Here is a 15,427-nt window from a genome sequence, read left to right as displayed (position 1 = left end):
ATGGACGAGACGGAGTTCTGGGAGCTGGTGGACACCACCCGCGAGGCCGCCGAGGGCGACCCCGAGGAGCAGGCCGACCTGCTCGTGGACCGGCTCCTCCAGCTGGACCCGGAGATGGTCCTGGACTTCGCCCGTCACTTCGAGGCCCGCTACAACCGCGCGTACACCTGGGACCTGTGGGGCGCCGCCTGGCTGCTCCTGGACGGGGCCGGCGACGACGCCTTCGACTCCTTCCGGTGCTGGCTGATCGGGCAGGGCCGCGAGGTGTACGAGGGTGCCGTGCACGCGCCCGACTCCCTGGCCGACCTGCTCGGCGACTTCGACGAGGAGATCGACGGCGACGGGGAGGAGCTCGGCTACGCCGCCGACGAGGCCTACGAACAGCTCACCGGCGCCGTCGCCCCCGACCTCGGCATCGCCCAGGCGGCGCCCGAGCCGGAGGGGACGCCGGTGGACTTCGAGAACGACGCGGCGCTGGCGGAGCGGTATCCCAAGCTGTGGGAGCGGTTCAGGGGCTGACGTCCCTTCAGGCCGCCGTCCTGCGGCGGGCCGTGTCCGTCGGGAGGTACGCCTGCGTCTGGTCGGCCTTCAGCACCACGTGGTGCATCGGCGCGGCGTTGGCCTGGTCGAGCGCCGAGGCCGTGACGGCGGCCGGGCCGAGGACCACGGCCGCGGCGGCGCAGAGCGCCGCCCAGGGGCCGCGGGACGTCTTGGTGCCGGTGTGACTGCTGTTCATGTTCCCCACCTCCGGTCAGTGCGTGTGCGTCGACGGTAGGGAGGCTGCCTCGGGCCGGCCGTTGAGCCGGCTGCGAGAAGCCTGTGAACCGTTCCCCCCTCTTTCCCGGTCTCATGCCCGCCGGGGCGCCGCCCCGTCCTCGGCGGGACGCGGGGGCGTGCGTCCTTGCAGGCGGGCCGCCTCGTCCCTGATGCGGGGCAGTTCGGCCGTGAGGGCGGCACCGGGGCAGCTGGTCATGTAGCCCTCGTCGTGGCCGGCGACCGCCGGGAGGGTGGCGGTGGTGCCGGCGGCGTAGCGGCTGAAGCTGTTGCTCGACAGCAGCCGCACGCTCGCGCGCGGGTCGATGCCCGCCAGGCCCAGCTTCCATGCCGCGAGGGCCGCGATGGCGTCCGTCATCGCCCGCGGCACCGTCACGCCCGCCGTGAAGGTGCCCAGGGCCGCTATGCCGGTGGTGCGGTGGTTGAAGCCCTGGGTGTGGGCGCCGGTGACCGGGCGGTCCACGCCGCCGGCGCGACCCTCGTAGATGGTGCCGCAGCGGTCGACGAGGAAGTTGTAGCCGATGTCGTCCCAGTCGCGGGCGCCGGTCTGGCCGGCCGCGAGGTAGCGGATGATGCGGGGCGCGTCCGCGCAGTCGTAGCCGTTGGGCGAGTCGGTGTGGTGGACGAAGACGGCGACGACCTTGTCGTCGTACCGCGCGGGGGGCGGGGTCCGGGCGGCGGTGTTCGCCTCGCCCGTGCCCGCCGCCCACGCCGAGCGCGGCACGATGTGCGGCTTCGGTGCGCGGTGCGGGGTGGCCGGGCGGGCCGCGAGGGGGTGTGCGGGGCGGGCCGCGGGGCGGTGGTCGACGCCGGTCGCGCAGAGGATCAGGGCGGCCACGGCCGCGACGCCGGGCACGCATGCCAGCGGGAGCGGCACACGGCGGCTTCGCCGTCGCGGCCGGGCCGGTATGCGTACCGGGCGGCGGCGTCGTATTCCCCGTGCTCTTCGGACACGCATGGTCCCACTCTCGGCCCGATCTTCCGCGTCCGCGATGTGTGGTGTGCCACCCGGTGGAACCATCGTCCTGGTCCGGGGCGTTTCTCCGGAGGCACGGACACCGTGTGCACGCACGCGTGGCCTGTTCCGGCGCCACGCGCGCGTGGCGGCTGATCACCGGGCCCGTCCCGCCCGTAATAAGGGGTCCGAGAGAAAGGCGGCTCCGTGGATCTGCTCGACATCGTGCTGGTGGCGGCCGTCCTGGCCTACGCGGCGTCCGGTTACCGGCGCGGCCTCATGGCCGGCTGTGTCTCCTTCGCCGGTTTCGTGGGCGGCGCGATCGTCGGGGTGTGGGTGCTGCCCTGGATGATGGACCTGGTGGCACCGGGCAGCACGTCGGCGACGGTGACCGCGGTGCTGACCGTGCTGGTCCCGGCCGTGGTGGGGCACGAACTGGCGGGGCGGCTGGCGCTGCGGCTGCGCCGGGAGCTGGACCGGGGGCCGCTCAGGGTCGCCGACGGGATCGGCGGGGCCGCGGCCAACTCGGTCGCCGTGCTGATCGTGGCGTGGGTGGCCGCGAGCGTGCTCGGCGCGTCCTCGTCGGCGCTGCTCACCTCTTCGATCCGGGACTCGCGGGTGCTGGGCGCGGTGCAGGACGCGATGCCGGACACCACGCCCGGCTGGTTCTCGCGGGCCACGTCCGCGCTGACCGAGGCGGGCTTCCCGCAGGTCTTCAACCCGTTCGAGAACGAGTCCACCGCCCGGGTCGCCAAGCCCACCGGCGACAGCGTGACCGCCGCCGCCACGACCGCCGCCAAGGTCAGCACGGTGAAGATCGAGGGCGCCTCCGGCACCCAGGGCCGCGAGGGCAGCGGGTTCGTGTACGCCCGGGAGCATGTGATGACCAACGCCCACGTGGTGGCCGGCATCGACCGGCCGAGCGTGCGGATCGGCGGGGTCGGCAGGTCGTACGAGGCACAGGTCGTGCTCTTCGATCCGGACAAGGACGTGGCCGTGCTGTACGTGCCCGGCCTGAAGGCGCCGGTGCTGAAGTTCGACGACGGTGCCTCGCGCGGCGACTCCGCGGTGGTCGCCGGCTATCCGCAGGACGGCGACCTGGACCTCCAGGCGGCCACCGTGGCCAACCGGGTCCGGGCGAACGGGCAGAACATCTACAACGACGAGAGCGTGACCCGCGAGATCTACTCGATCCGGTCGACGGTCCGGCCCGGCAACTCCGGCGGACCGCTGCTGACCACGGACGGCAAGGTGTACGGCGTGGTCTTCGCCCGCTCGACGTCCGACGACGAGACCGGGTACGTCCTGACCGCCGCCGAGGTGGCCTCCGACGCCGAGCGCGCGGCGACCGCCACGGCGCCGGTGGACACGGGTGAGCTGATCACCTCCTGAGCGGCGGCACGTCAGTAGTGCGTGCCGCCGTCGACGCGGATCTCCGTGCCCGTGATGAACCGGCCGTCCTCGCTCGCCAGCATCGCGACCACGCCCGCGACGGTCTCCGGGCCCGCGAACCCCTCCCCCAGCGCCGGGGCGAGCTTGGTGAACAGGCTCCAGTCGGTGTCCTCGGGCAGACCGGGCCCGGCGCTCTGACCGCTGGCGCCCGAGCCGTCCGTCATGCCGGAGGAGATGGAGCCGGGCTGCACGGCGGTGAAGCGGATGCCCTGCTTGCCGTACTCGGCGGCCAGGGCGTGCGTCATGGACTGGACGCCGCCCTTGCTGGCCGCGTACGCCGCCATGTACGGGTGCGCGAACTGCGCCGAGGTGGAGCTGAAGTTGACGACCGCCGGGGCGTCGCCCGCCAGCAGGGCCGGTATCGCCTCCCGGATCATCAGGAAGGTGCCGGTCAGGTTGACGGCGACGATCCGGGCGAAGTCGGCGAGGCTCTGCTCGTGGGTGTGCGCGGAGCGCAGGATGCCGGCGGCGTTGACGAGCACGTCCAGGCCGCCGAGCGCGTCGACGGCGCGGGCCACCGCCTCCCGTACCGACGTCTCGTCGGCGATGTCGACGACGACGGTGGTCAGCCGTCCGGCGTGCGCGCCCGCCTTCTCGGCGGTGTCCTTCAGTCCGGCTTCGCTGATGTCGGCGGCGACCACCCGGCCGCCCTCGGCGAGCAGGCGCAGCACGGTGGCCTGGCCGATGCCGGAGCCGCCGCCGGTGATGAGGGCGCGTCGGTTCTCGTAACGGTTCATGGAGTGCACCGTACGCCTTGGTGGCACGTTTTGCCATTGCTGCGGAATCTGTCGTTCAACGCGCAACGGCTACGCTTCCCCGGTGAGCACCAAGCCGCCCTCACTGACCGAGCGCCGCAAGGCCGCGACCCAGCTGGACATCGCACGGGCCGCCGCCGAACTCTTCACCGAGCGCGGGCCGGACCACACCACCGCGGAGGACATCGCCGAGCGGGCCGGGGTCGCGCTGCGCACCTTCTACCGGTACTTCCGCAACAAGCAGGACGCCGTGGGGCCGCTGCTCGCGCGCGGCGCGGACCGCTGGCGGGAGCTGCTGGCGGGGTCGGAACCCGGGGCGGGGCTCCCGGACGCGCTGGAGCGGGCGGTCGAGGAGTCGCTGGCGGCGTCCGACGAACGCGCGGCGGAGGGACTGCTGCAGACACGGGCGCTGCTGCGGGCGGCGGTGGCCGACCCGGCGCTGCGGGCCGTCTGGTACCGGGTGAACCAGGAGTCGGAGGAGAAGCTCGTCGGGATCATCGCCGGGCTCGCGGGGCCGGACGCGGACCCGATGGCGGTACGCCTGGCGGCCGCCGCGGCGACCGACGCGATCCGGGTGGCGCTGGAGACCTGGGCCGCGACGGACGCCGGCGTGACCGGGCCGGGCTCACCCGCCGGGCTGGCCGTGCGCTGTCTGCGGGAACTCATGGGCGGCATGCGCCTGTTGACGGACCGACCCGGCCGGTGACGGACCGACCGGGCCCTCGTACGGCCCAATGCCATGGCCGGGCGCCCGCACCGGCGTACCCCTGGGCACATGACACTGCCCGTCTTCTTCCTGATCTCCCTGCTGGTGGCGGGGGCCGTGCTCTTCCGCGTCGTGCGCAGGCGTCGCGCGGCCGCCGAAGCCGACCAGGTCAGAGACTTCGCCCCATGAACACGTCGTCGACGTAGGCGCCGTCCAGCAGGAACTCCTCCGGCAGCACGCCCTCCACCACGAAGCCCTCGGCCTCGTAGAGTTTGCGGGCCGGGGTGTTGTGGCCGAGGACGCGAAGAGTGAGGCGGCGGGCGCCGCGGCGGCGGGCCTCTTCGGTGACCGCGCGGATCAGGGCCCGGCCGACGCCCCGCCCGCGGGCCTCTTCGGCGACGGCGAGGCCCTGGATCTGGCGGACGTGGGCGTTCGCGGCGAGCGAGGTGGGGAATCCCAGCCGGACATAACCGACGATGCGGCGGTCGAGCTCGGCGACCAGATGGTCGTCGGGGCGGTGCCGCTCGTCGAAGAACGGCTCGTAGGGCGGCTGCGGTTCGGGCATGACCGCGTGCAGCGGCGACCAGGTCGCGCGGTCGAGACGCCCCAGCTCCTCGTCGTCGTCGGGCAGGGCGCAGCGTATGTACGGCTCGGACATGGCCGCCACCCTATGACGAGGACAACACTCCGCGGCGACGGGTTTTCCGCGCACGCCGGGCGCAGAATGGGCGTCATGCAACCTTCCCGAATCGCGGTCGCCGGGGCGTCCGGTCTCATCGGCAGTGCCCTGGTGAAGTCACTGACGGCGGACGGTCATGAGGTGGTGCGCCTGGTGCGGCGGACACCGAGGGACGAGGACGAGGTCCGCTGGGACCCCGCGGGCGGGCAGGTGGACACGGCCGGGCTCGCGGGGTGCGACGCGGTGGTGAACCTCGCCGGCGCCGGGGTCGGGGACCGGCGCTGGACGGACGCGTACAAGGCCCGTATCCGCTCCAGCCGGGTGCACGGCACGGCGGCGCTCGCGAAGGCGGTCGCCTCGCTCGACGAGCCCCCGCGGGTCTTCGTCAACGGCAGCGCGATGGGCTATTACGGCGAGACCGGCGACCGGATCGTGGACGAGAGCGCGCCGCCCGGCGAGGGCTTCCTGCCCGAGGTGTGCGTGGAGTGGGAGGGTGCGGCGGCTCCGGCCCAGGAGGCAGGCGTACGAACGGTGTTCACCCGGACCGGGCTGGTGGTGGCGCGCGGGGGCGGGGCGTGGGGGCGGCTGTTCCCGTTGTTCAAGGCCGGGCTCGGGGGGCGGCTGGGCGACGGGCGGCAGTACTGGTCGTTCATCGCGCTGCACGACGAGGTGGCGGCCATCCGGCATCTCATCGACACCGACGGCCTGTCGGGACCGTTCAACCTCACCGCGCCCACCCCGCTGACCAACCGGGAGATCACCGAGGCGATGGGGCGCGTGCTGCACCGGCCGACGCTCTTCCCGGTGCCGGAGGCGGTGCTGCGGACCGTGCTCGGGGAGATGGCCGGGGATGTGCTGGGCAGCCAACGGGTGGTGCCGAAGCGGCTGTTGGAGTCGGGGTTCGTCTTCGCGTTCCCGGAGATCGAGGGGGCGCTGAAAGCCGCCCTGTGAAACACCCCGGGAGCGCGGCACTGACAAAAGACGTCCGTATGCGACCGCTGTGCGACCGTGCCCTGTCGATGCGCGACTGTCCCTGACCGATCACGGCCTTAACCTCAAGCCGAACTCGGGTATCCCCGGAGCCGGTTGGGGGCATGACGTCTGCACCGGCCGCGCAAACCTCGAGGAGGGGCACGTGCTTGAGCCCGCGTACCAGGCGGACGTCGTGATCGTGGGAGCCGGGGTCGCCGGGCTCTCCGCGGCGCATCGGCTGACCAGCGCAGGAGTGACGACCGCAGTTCTGGAGGCCGCCCATGGCGTGGGGGGCCGTATGTCGACGGAGAAGGTCGACGGCTTCCGGCTCGACCGCATCGGGCAGCTGCTGTCCACGGCGTATCCCGAACTGCGCCTGACGCCGGGGCTCGACGGGCTGGTGCTGCGCCCCTTCGCCCCCGGCGTCCTGCTGCACAGCGACGGACGCCACCATCGCGCGGGCGCCACCCCGGCGAACACGAGGAGCGCCGCACCGAGCATGCGGAGCACGAGGAGCGCGCGGGGCGCGAGGGGCGCACTCCACGCCGTACGCGCCCTGGCGAGCGCCCCCCGTCCTACGTCCCGCCCCACGCCCCGCCCCACGTCCCGCCCGGCGGCGGTCCCCCGGAGCGGCACCGCACCGCTGGGCACCGCCGTCGACCAGGCCCGTCTCGGCGCCGCCCTGGCCCGGATCGCGAACGCGCCCGTCGAACGCCTCCTCGCCCGCCCCGAGCTCCCCGCCGCCCGCGCCCTCGCCGCCCGCGGCCTGCCCGCCCGCACGATCGACGGGTTCCTGCGTCCGCTGCTCGCCGCCCTGCTGTGCGACCCGGAACTGACGACGTCCAGCCGGTGCGCCGACCTCGCGCTGCGGGCCTTCGCGGGCGGCCGGCTGGGTGTGCCGGAGGGCGGGGCCGAGGTCCTGCCGGAGCTGCTGGCACGCTCGCTGCCGCCGGGGACGGTGCACACCGGCGTCCGGGTCACCTCGGTCTCGACGAACACGGTGACCACCGCGGAACACGGCGAGTTCCGCTGCCGCGCGGTGCTCCTGGCGACCGACGCGCGCGCCGCCGCGGAGCTGCTGCCGGGCCTGCGCATACCGGACTTCCACCAGGTGACGGTGGTCCACCACACCACCGACGAGCCGCCGGAGACCGGGACCGCGCTGCTGCTGGACGCGGACCGCGGCGGCCCCGTGGCGCACACGGCGGTGGTCAGCCAGGTGGACCCGAGCCGCGCCCCCGCGGGCCGCGCCCTGATCTCGTCGACGGTCCTGGGCCCGCCCCCGCCGGACGTCGAGACCGCCGTACGCATGCACCTGTCCCGCCTCTACGGCACCTCGACGGCCCGCTGGGAGACCCTCGCCGTGCACCACACCCCGGAGGCGGTCCCGACCATGCGCGCCCCGCACGACCTGCGCCGCCCGGTGCGCCTGCTGGCGGGCCTGTACGTGTGCGGCGACCACCGGGACACCAGCACGGTCCAGGGGGCGCTGCATTCGGCGCACAGGGCCGCGTCGGCGCTGCTGGCGGACCTGGGCGCGGCAGGCTCGATGCACCGGGCCGACCCGCTCCCCGCGGCAAAGGCCGCCTAGACCCCCGGGCGCGGGGAGCTGCGCGACCAGCCGCAGCACCCCCGCGCCCGGCACCCGACCGCCGGCGCCACGGCGCTACCCGAACACGGCGACCTTGTCCCGGTACCCCCGTACCGGCGCCGCGTCCTTGTACGGCTCCAGCCTCCGCTCGAAATCCTTCACGTACTCGATCGCCCGCACCGACCGCATCTCCGCGGCGGCACCGGCCGCCTCCGCGCCCAGCGCGCAGGCCTGGTCGAGTTCGCCCAGGCCCAGGCGGGCGGAGGCCAGCACGACCCGGCAGAACAGGCGGCTGCGGGCGTAGGCCGGTGCCCGCAGCTGCAACGACCGCTCGGCATGCTGCGCCGCCGCGCGGAACTGCTGAAGGTCCCGGTGCGCATGCCCGAACTCGTCGGCGAGCTGCGCCTCGTCGAAGAAGCGCGCCCAGTACGGGACCTCGTCACCGGGCCGGGCCGCCTCCAGCGCGCGCTCGGCACGGACCAGCGCGGCCGTGCAGTTGCGCACCTCGCCGAGCACCCCGTGCCCGCGCGCCTCGACGGAGTGCAGCAGCGCCTGCACCACCGGCGGGGCATTGGTCCCGAGCCCCTGCTGGGCCACCCGCGCGAGCTGCACCGCCTCGCGCCCGTGCCCGAGATAGACCGCCTGGCGGCTCATCGTGATCAGCACGTACGACCCGTAGGCCCGGTCCCCCGCGGCCTGCGCGAGCCGCAGCGACTGCACGAAGTACCGCTGCGCGAGGCCGTGCGCCGCGATGTCGTACGACGTCCAGCCCGCGAGCCGGGTCAGATCGGCGGCGGCCGCGAACAGGCGGCGGCCGGTCTGCTCGCCGTAGGTGCCGCGCAGCATCGGCTCGCACTCGTGCTCCAGGTAGCGCACGAGGGCCTGGCGGGCGTGACCGCCGCCGTACATGTCGTCGAGGGAGCGGAACAGCTCGCCGACCGAGCGCAGCGCCGCGATGTCGCCGCCGGTGACCTTCTGGCCGGGGCCGCGTTCGGCGCCGCGCTGGCGGGGTACGACGGGCCGGCCCTGAGCGGGCACCCGGAGCGGGGGCTCGCCCCGGGCCACCTTGTCGTCGGCCCGGCCGATCAGCCAGTCGCGGCTGGGGACGACGAGGCCCGCCGGGGTGAAGGCGATCTTGCGGAGTTCGGCGTGGCTTCCGGAGTCCTTGCGCCACAGCCCGCTGACGATGTCGACGGCCTCCTCGGGGGTGGCCGCGAACTCCAGGCCCGCGTAGACCGGCGCGCAGGCGTCCAGCCCCAGGTCCTGGGCGCTCAGGCGGCGGCCGAGGCGGCGGGTGAAGACCTCGGCGATGAGGGCGGGGGTGGTGCCGCGGGGCTGCTGGCCGCGCAGCCACCGGGTGACCGACGTCTTGTCGTATCTCAGATCAAGCCCGTGTTCGAGACCGAGCTGGTCGACTCGACGGGCGAGTCCCGCGTTGGAGAACCCCGCTTCTGCGATGAGCGCGGCGAGCTGGCGGTTGGGAGTGCGCTGCGCGGGTCGTTCCGTCATCTGCGGTGGTGTCTCCTGCCCGGATTGCCTGTCGGCAGCCCTTATGGCCTCTATAGAACGGCGTGAATGTAGCGGAGAGTGAGCAGACGATCGCACACTTCGACGCTCGTTCATCCGATCGTGTGAGGATTGACCGCACGGCTGACGCGTGACGGCGAGTCGTACAGTGGCGTAGGCACGTTTCGTGCCTTACGACAGACGGTCGTGCTAGGGAGGCGCTTGCCGTGAGTGAGTTGCGGTTCGTCCGGATGGGGTTCGGCGCGGACGCCGTCGAGTACCAGGAGGCGTGGGACGAACAGCGCCGGGTGCACGCGGCCCGGTTCGCGGACGAGGTCCCCGACACCGTGCTCCTGCTCGAACACCCGCCGGTGTACACGGCCGGCCGGCGCACCGCGGACAGCGAGCGCCCCCTGGACGGCACGCCGGTCGTCGACGTGGACCGCGGCGGCAAGATCACCTGGCACGGCCCGGGGCAGCTGGTGGGCTACCCCATCCAGAAGCTGCCGCGTCCGGTGGACGTCGTGGCGCACGTACGACGCCTCGAGGAGGCCCTGATCCGCACCTGCGCGGAGTTCGGGCTGGAGACCACGCGGGTCGAGGGCCGCAGTGGCGTATGGGTGCTCGGCGACCCGGTGGAGCAGCGTCCGGCCCTCGGCGGGCTGTCGCTGGACTTCGACCCCCGTCTCACCGACGAGGAGTTCGACCCGCGGATGAACGGGCCCGAGTACGCCCCGTCCAACGCCGGGCAGCGGCGCGAGGACCGCAAGATCGCGGCGATCGGCATCCGGGTCGCCAAGGGCGTCACGATGCACGGTTTCGCGTTCAACGTGAACCCGGACAACACCTGGTTCGACCGGATCATCCCGTGCGGGATCCGGGACGCCGGGGTCGCCTCGCTCGCCAACGAGCTGGGCCGGGACGTGACGATCGACGAGGTGCTGCCGGTGGTGGAGCGGCACTTGCGGGACGTACTGGAGAACGCGGAGCTGAAACCGCGGGAGATCGAGAAGGCGACCGCCTGAGAACCGGGAATCAGTCCCGCGTGAGCGGGGTTGGCCTGGAAGCGGGGCTGTAGAAGCACGGGCGTACGCTGGTGTACGCCGAAGAATCGAAGACTACGCAAGCCAATCAGCAGGGAGCCGATGTGTCCGCAGTCACACCCGACGGACGCAAGATGCTGCGCCTGGAGGTCCGGAACGCCCAGACCCCCATCGAGCGCAAGCCCGAGTGGATCAAGACCCGGGCGAAAATGGGTCCCGAGTACACGGCCATGCAGAAGCTCGTGAAGAGCGAGGGTCTGCACACCGTCTGCCAGGAAGCCGGCTGTCCCAACATTTACGAGTGCTGGGAGGACCGCGAGGCGACCTTCCTCATCGGCGGCGACCAGTGCACCCGGCGCTGCGACTTCTGCCAGATCGACACCGGCAAGCCCGAGGCGCTCGACCGCGACGAGCCGCGCCGCGTGGGCGAGTCCGTGGTCACCATGGACCTGAACTACGCCACCATCACCGGCGTCGCCCGCGACGACCTGGAGGACGGCGGCGCCTGGCTGTACGCCGAGACCGTGCGCCAGATCCACCGGCAGACCGCGCAGCGCGAGGGCGGCCACACCAAGGTCGAGCTGCTCGCCCCGGACTTCAACGCCGTCCCGGAGCTCCTGAAGGAGGTCTTCGAGTCGCGCCCCGAGGTCTTCGCGCACAACGTCGAGACGGTCCCCCGCATCTTCAAGCGCATCCGCCCCGGCTTCCGCTACGAGCGCTCCCTGAAGGTCATCACCGAGGCCCGCGACTTCGGCCTGGTGACCAAGTCCAACCTGATCCTCGGCATGGGCGAGACCCGCGAGGAGGTCAGCGAGGCGCTCCGGCAGCTGCACGACGCGGGCTGCGAGCTCGTCACCATCACCCAGTACCTGCGGCCCTCCGTGCGCCACCACCCCGTGGAGCGCTGGGTGAAGCCGCAGGAGTTCGTGGAGCTGAAGGAGGAGGCCGAGCAGATCGGGTTCTCCGGAGTGATGTCCGGCCCGCTGGTCCGCTCGTCCTACCGCGCCGGGCGGCTGTACCAGATGGCCATCGAGAAGCGCGGTTCGTTCATCGCCTCGCAGGCGGTCTGAGACCCGCTCGAAAACGACTGGATGGCACTCGGTGCCATCCGCATCGTGTGAATCCGAGCACAAGCAACTACCGCCCGGTAGTGGCCGATTGACGCGGCCCCGGGCGTCCCCGCAGATGGGGGCGCCGTCAGGGCCGCGTCAGCGTTTTCCGGCCGCGCATCAAGGCTTCATTGGTGTTTGACCGGTCGGTCACGCCCTGGTAACACCAATCAGTGACCCTGGCTGTACAGCCCGTGCACCATTCGCCAAAGCCGCCATTCCCTGAGGGGGGACCTCCATCATGCAGGCCGCGCCCGTTCGCGCCACCGCCATCCCGTCATTCACCGATGCACTCCGTGCCGTCGAGTCGCTGCTCATGAGCAGCGGCCAGCGCACCGCCCGCCGCAACGCCTGGACGTCCGTCCTGGAGGACCGCCGCCGCGCGAAGGACCGGGTCGAGGCCCAGCAGGTCCTGGACAAGGCGCTCGCCTCCCGTCCGTGACGCCGGCCGCCGTCGGGAGACTGCCGTCGTCGGCGCTCCCGGGGCCACGTAGACTTCGTGGCATGGCGAGAAGTGACAGCGCGGCGGATGCCGCAAACCCCGGGCGTCTGAAGCAGATCGCCCTGACGTACAAGATGACCCGCAGGGCCGACAAGAAGATCGGTCTGGTGCTCGCGGGTGTCTTCCTCCTGATCCTCGGTGTCTTTCTCGCGTTCGGTTTCCTGATCGGTCATCCGATCTACCTCGGCATCCTGGGCCTCCTGCTCGCCTTCCTCGGGACGGCGATCGTGTTCGGGCGCCGGGCCGAGCGGGCCGCGTTCGGTCAGATGGAGGGACAGCCGGGCGCCGCCGCGGCCGTGCTCGACAACATCGGCCGGGGCTGGACGACGACGCCCGCGGTGGCGATGAACCGCAGCCAGGACGTGGTGCACCGGGCCGTCGGCAAGGCCGGCATCGTGCTGGTCGCGGAGGGCAACCCGAACCGGGTGAAGACCCTGCTGGCCGCCGAGAAGAAGAAGATGAACCGTATCGTCGCGGACGTGCCGGTGCACGATCTGATCGTCGGCACGGGCGAGGGCCAGATCCCGCTGAAGAAGCTCCGCACCTCGATGCTGAAGCTGCCGCGCGTGCTGACCGGCCCCCAGGTGACCGCCACCAACGACCGGCTGCGGGCGATGGGCGACCTGATGAGCAACATGCCGCTCCCCAAGGGGCCGATGCCGAAGGGCATGAAGCTGCCGAAGGGCGGGCCGAAGGCGCGCTGAGCGACCTCCGACAGGGAAGGGGGCGCCGGGACTGATCCCGGCGCCCCCTTCGCCGTACGAGCTTCAGATCCGTACCTCGACCGTGCGGGCCAGCCGGTCGTGCAGGCCGCGGCCGTCGCGGTCCCAGATCAGGGCCGGGACGGCGAGGCACAGCAGGACGCAGCGCAGCAGGGCCCGCAGGGGCTTGACCTGACCGGTGCCGACCTCGACGACCCGGAGGCCGAAGATGCGCTTGCCCGGGGTGAAGCCGATGGTGCCGACGGTGAGGACGCTCATCGCGAAGAAGACCAGGAGCGCCCAGTTCGAGGTCGTCGGGGTCTCGTAGCCCTGAGTGATCAACTGGGATGCAATCAGGATGCTCATCCCCCAGTCGACAGCCAGTGCGCCGAGGCGCCGACCCGGCCGGGCGACGGAGCCCGGCCCCTCCTCGGGCAGCCCCAGCTGCTGACCGCGGTATCCGAAGTCCACACCGGCTTCCTCGGCGGCCGCACGGGGGCCGGAGAGCCACGATCCGATTGCTTCCCTCTTATCCACCCGTCCACCGTACTGCCCGTGTTTCGCGATACGGACAGGTGGGGTGGATCGGAAGGTGTCCGGTTAACTTGTGCGAAACAAATGGGTCACGCCTGAGAAATCACCCGTCCCTAGGGTCGGGAACAGCGTGTGCCACCGCACTGGCCGCACGAACGAACTACCACCCCGGCACGGAACCGTCGGGAGTAGGAGGAGCTGGATGTTCCAGAACGCCGACGAGGCCAAGAAGTTCATCGCGGACGAGGACGTCAAGTTCGTCGACGTCCGCTTCTGCGACCTGCCGGGCGTCATGCAGCACTTCACGGTGCCCGTCGAGGCGTTCGACCCGGACGAGGAGCTCGCGTTCGACGGTTCGTCGATCCGCGGTTTCCAGGCCATCCACGAGTCCGACATGGCGCTGCGCGCGGACCTGTCGACCGCCCGGGTCGACCCCTTCCGCCGCGACAAGACGCTGAACATCAACTTCTTCATCCACGACCCGATCACGGGCGAGCAGTACTCCCGTGACCCGCGCAACGTGGCGAAGAAGGCCGAGGCCTACCTCGCGTCGACGGGCATCGCCGACACCGCGTACTTCGGCCCCGAGGCCGAGTTCTACGTCTTCGACTCCGTCCGCTTCGCCACCTCGGCGAACGAGAGCTTCTACCACATCGACTCCGAGGCGGGTGCCTGGAACACGGGCGCGCTGGAGGACAACCGTGGTTACAAGGTCCGCTACAAGGGGGGCTACTTCCCGGTCCCGCCGGTCGACCACTTCGCCGACCTGCGCGCCGAGATCTCCCTGGAGCTGGACCGGGCCGGCCTGAAGGTCGAGCGCCAGCACCACGAGGTCGGCACCGCCGGCCAGGCCGAGATCAACTACAAGTTCAACACGCTGCTCGCCGCGGCCGACGACCTCCAGCTCTTCAAGTACATCGTGAAGAACGTGGCCTGGCGCAACGGCAAGACCGCGACCTTCATGCCGAAGCCGATCTTCGGTGACAACGGCTCGGGCATGCACGTCCACCAGTCGCTGTGGAGCAACGGCGACCCGCTGTTCTACGACGAGGCCGGCTACGCGGGTCTGTCGGACACCGCCCGCTACTACATCGGCGGCATCCTCAAGCACGCCCCGTCGCTGCTCGCCTTCACCAACCCGACGGTGAACTCGTACCACCGTCTGGTGCCGGGCTTCGAGGCGCCGATCAACCTCGTCTACTCGCAGCGCAACCGCTCCGCGGCCATGCGTATCCCGATCACGGGCTCCAACCCGAAGGCCAAGCGCGTCGAGTTCCGTGCGCCCGACTCCTCCGGCAACCCGTACCTGGCGTTCTCGGCGCTGCTGCTCGCGGGCCTGGACGGCATCAAGAACAAGATCGAGCCGGCCGAGCCGATCGACAAGGACCTCTACGAGCTGGCTCCCGAGGAGCACGCGAGCGTGGCGCAGGTCCCGACCTCGCTTCCGGCCGTCCTCGACTCCCTGGAGCGCGACCACGAGTTCCTGCTCGCCGGTGACGTCTTCACGTCCGACCTGATCGAGACGTGGATCGACTTCAAGCGCGCGAACGAGATCGCTCCGCTCCAGCTGCGTCCGCACCCGCACGAGTTCGAGCTCTACTTCGACGTGTGATCGGACCCATGCGTCACGCATGAGCTTCACCCCGGCGCCCCCGCCCCTGTTTTCCAGGTGCGGGGGCGCCGTCGTATGGTTTCCGGCACGACTGTTCGAAGAAAGCTGACGGGGGTCACGGACATGCCCGAACGGGACGACGAGGAACGGGAGTTCGACATCCGCTGGGCCGATGCCGCCGAGCTGAAGGAGCCCTCGGCGCGGGCCCGGATGCTGGCCGCCCGCTGGAAGGACAACCCTCCGCAGCCGCAGCCGTTCCGCGCCGACCCGGACCACGTGTCCCGCCCCCGCTCCGGCTGGGGGTCCGCGGCGCTCGTGTTCGGGATCGTGGCGGTGGTCATCGTGGTGCTGGGGTACAGCGGGTTCCGGGCGCCGTACTAGGCGGGGCGCTGAGGGGCGGGTGCGGGCCCGTGCGAGGTATGTGGTGCGGCGGGCGGGGGTGATCCTGCCGCCTGGTACCGGCAGCGGTGTGCCGGTGCCGGGGTGACGCCGGGGGCCGTCAGCGGGCTCGCGGAGTGCGGGGAGCGGGGGGGGGG

General features: G+C 72.0%; 17 protein-coding genes. 11 read left to right on the top strand and 6 right to left on the bottom strand.

Going from position 1 to position 15,427, the window contains the following annotated elements; genetic code table 11:
• Complete coding sequence (locus tag DI272_RS35335) at window positions 1-519, top strand: DUF4240 domain-containing protein (RefSeq protein ID WP_109499247.1); 519 nt, start codon at window positions 1-3, stop codon at window positions 517-519.
• Between the two features lie 7 nt (window positions 520-526).
• Here the strand turns inward: DI272_RS35335 and DI272_RS35330 are convergent, their stop codons facing one another.
• Window positions 527-736: a hypothetical protein gene (locus DI272_RS35330; protein WP_109499246.1), complete on the bottom strand. Its 210-nt coding sequence runs from the start codon at window positions 734-736 to the stop codon at window positions 527-529.
• Window positions 737-847: 111 nt separating this feature from the next.
• The gene (locus tag DI272_RS35325) at window positions 848-1,795 is read right to left on the bottom strand and encodes a peptidoglycan recognition protein (protein ID WP_181387424.1); all 948 of its coding nucleotides are present in this window, start codon (window positions 1,793-1,795) and stop codon (window positions 848-850) included.
• Between the two features lie 141 nt (window positions 1,796-1,936).
• On the opposite strand from DI272_RS35325, the gene DI272_RS35320 reads away from it, so the two are divergent.
• Window positions 1,937-3,121 (top strand): MarP family serine protease, encoded by a 1,185-nt coding sequence (locus DI272_RS35320; protein WP_109499244.1) that lies wholly within the window; start codon window positions 1,937-1,939, stop codon window positions 3,119-3,121.
• A gap of 11 nt (window positions 3,122-3,132) precedes the next feature.
• On the opposite strand, the gene DI272_RS35315 is transcribed toward DI272_RS35320, so the two are convergent.
• A complete protein-coding gene (locus DI272_RS35315; RefSeq protein ID WP_109499243.1) occupies window positions 3,133-3,918 on the bottom strand; it encodes an SDR family NAD(P)-dependent oxidoreductase in 786 nt (261 codons plus the stop codon).
• An 82-nt stretch (window positions 3,919-4,000) separates the two neighbouring features.
• On the opposite strand from DI272_RS35315, the gene DI272_RS35310 reads away from it, so the two are divergent.
• Window positions 4,001-4,642: a TetR/AcrR family transcriptional regulator gene (locus DI272_RS35310; protein ID WP_258314780.1), complete on the top strand. Its 642-nt coding sequence runs from the start codon at window positions 4,001-4,003 to the stop codon at window positions 4,640-4,642.
• Between the two features lie 169 nt (window positions 4,643-4,811).
• On the opposite strand, the gene DI272_RS35305 is transcribed toward DI272_RS35310, so the two are convergent.
• Complete coding sequence (locus tag DI272_RS35305; protein ID WP_109499241.1) at window positions 4,812-5,300, bottom strand: GNAT family N-acetyltransferase; 489 nt, start codon at window positions 5,298-5,300, stop codon at window positions 4,812-4,814.
• Between the two features lie 75 nt (window positions 5,301-5,375).
• Between DI272_RS35305 and DI272_RS35300 the strand changes: the two genes are divergently transcribed.
• Both DI272_RS35300 and DI272_RS35295 read left to right on the top strand, forming a co-directional pair.
• Window positions 5,376-6,272 carry a TIGR01777 family oxidoreductase gene (locus DI272_RS35300; RefSeq protein ID WP_109501223.1) on the top strand — a complete coding sequence of 299 codons (897 nt, stop codon included), beginning with the start codon at window positions 5,376-5,378 and terminating at the stop codon, window positions 6,270-6,272.
• Window positions 6,273-6,456: 184 nt separating this feature from the next.
• On the top strand, window positions 6,457-7,884 hold the full coding sequence (locus tag DI272_RS35295) for an NAD(P)/FAD-dependent oxidoreductase (RefSeq protein ID WP_109499240.1): 1,428 nt from the start codon (window positions 6,457-6,459) through the stop codon (window positions 7,882-7,884).
• Window positions 7,885-7,959: 75 nt separating this feature from the next.
• Here DI272_RS35295 and DI272_RS35290 read toward each other — a convergent pair whose 3' ends face one another.
• The gene (locus DI272_RS35290; RefSeq protein ID WP_109499239.1) at window positions 7,960-9,393 is read right to left on the bottom strand and encodes a regulator; all 1,434 of its coding nucleotides are present in this window, start codon (window positions 9,391-9,393) and stop codon (window positions 7,960-7,962) included.
• A gap of 224 nt (window positions 9,394-9,617) precedes the next feature.
• On the opposite strand from DI272_RS35290, the gene lipB reads away from it, so the two are divergent.
• The 4 genes from lipB to DI272_RS35270 all read left to right on the top strand — a co-directional run bounded on the left by lipB (window position 9,618) and on the right by DI272_RS35270 (window position 12,748).
• On the top strand, window positions 9,618-10,415 hold the full coding sequence (gene lipB / locus DI272_RS35285) for a lipoyl(octanoyl) transferase LipB (RefSeq protein WP_109499238.1): 798 nt from the start codon (window positions 9,618-9,620) through the stop codon (window positions 10,413-10,415).
• A 122-nt stretch (window positions 10,416-10,537) separates the two neighbouring features.
• The gene (lipA, locus tag DI272_RS35280) at window positions 10,538-11,503 is read left to right on the top strand and encodes a lipoyl synthase (protein WP_109499237.1); all 966 of its coding nucleotides are present in this window, start codon (window positions 10,538-10,540) and stop codon (window positions 11,501-11,503) included.
• A 280-nt stretch (window positions 11,504-11,783) separates the two neighbouring features.
• Window positions 11,784-11,984: a hypothetical protein gene (locus DI272_RS35275; protein ID WP_109499236.1), complete on the top strand. Its 201-nt coding sequence runs from the start codon at window positions 11,784-11,786 to the stop codon at window positions 11,982-11,984.
• Window positions 11,985-12,046: 62 nt separating this feature from the next.
• The gene (locus tag DI272_RS35270) at window positions 12,047-12,748 is read left to right on the top strand and encodes a DUF4191 domain-containing protein (protein ID WP_109499235.1); all 702 of its coding nucleotides are present in this window, start codon (window positions 12,047-12,049) and stop codon (window positions 12,746-12,748) included.
• Between the two features lie 63 nt (window positions 12,749-12,811).
• Here DI272_RS35270 and DI272_RS35265 read toward each other — a convergent pair whose 3' ends face one another.
• A complete protein-coding gene (locus tag DI272_RS35265; RefSeq protein WP_109499234.1) occupies window positions 12,812-13,282 on the bottom strand; it encodes an RDD family protein in 471 nt (156 codons plus the stop codon).
• Between the two features lie 199 nt (window positions 13,283-13,481).
• On the opposite strand from DI272_RS35265, the gene glnA reads away from it, so the two are divergent.
• A complete protein-coding gene (gene glnA, locus DI272_RS35260) occupies window positions 13,482-14,891 on the top strand; it encodes a type I glutamate--ammonia ligase (RefSeq protein WP_109499233.1) in 1,410 nt (469 codons plus the stop codon).
• A gap of 123 nt (window positions 14,892-15,014) precedes the next feature.
• Window positions 15,015-15,272: a hypothetical protein gene (locus DI272_RS35255; protein ID WP_109499232.1), complete on the top strand. Its 258-nt coding sequence runs from the start codon at window positions 15,015-15,017 to the stop codon at window positions 15,270-15,272.
• The last annotated feature ends 155 nt before the right edge of the window (window positions 15,273-15,427 follow it).

Origin of the sequence: Streptomyces sp. Act143, from assembly GCF_003143935.1 — a bacterium.
GTDB lineage: Bacteria > Actinomycetota > Actinomycetes > Streptomycetales > Streptomycetaceae > Streptomyces.
Note: the sequence above shows the minus strand (reverse complement) of the source record. Positions and strands in the feature narration are given on the sequence as shown.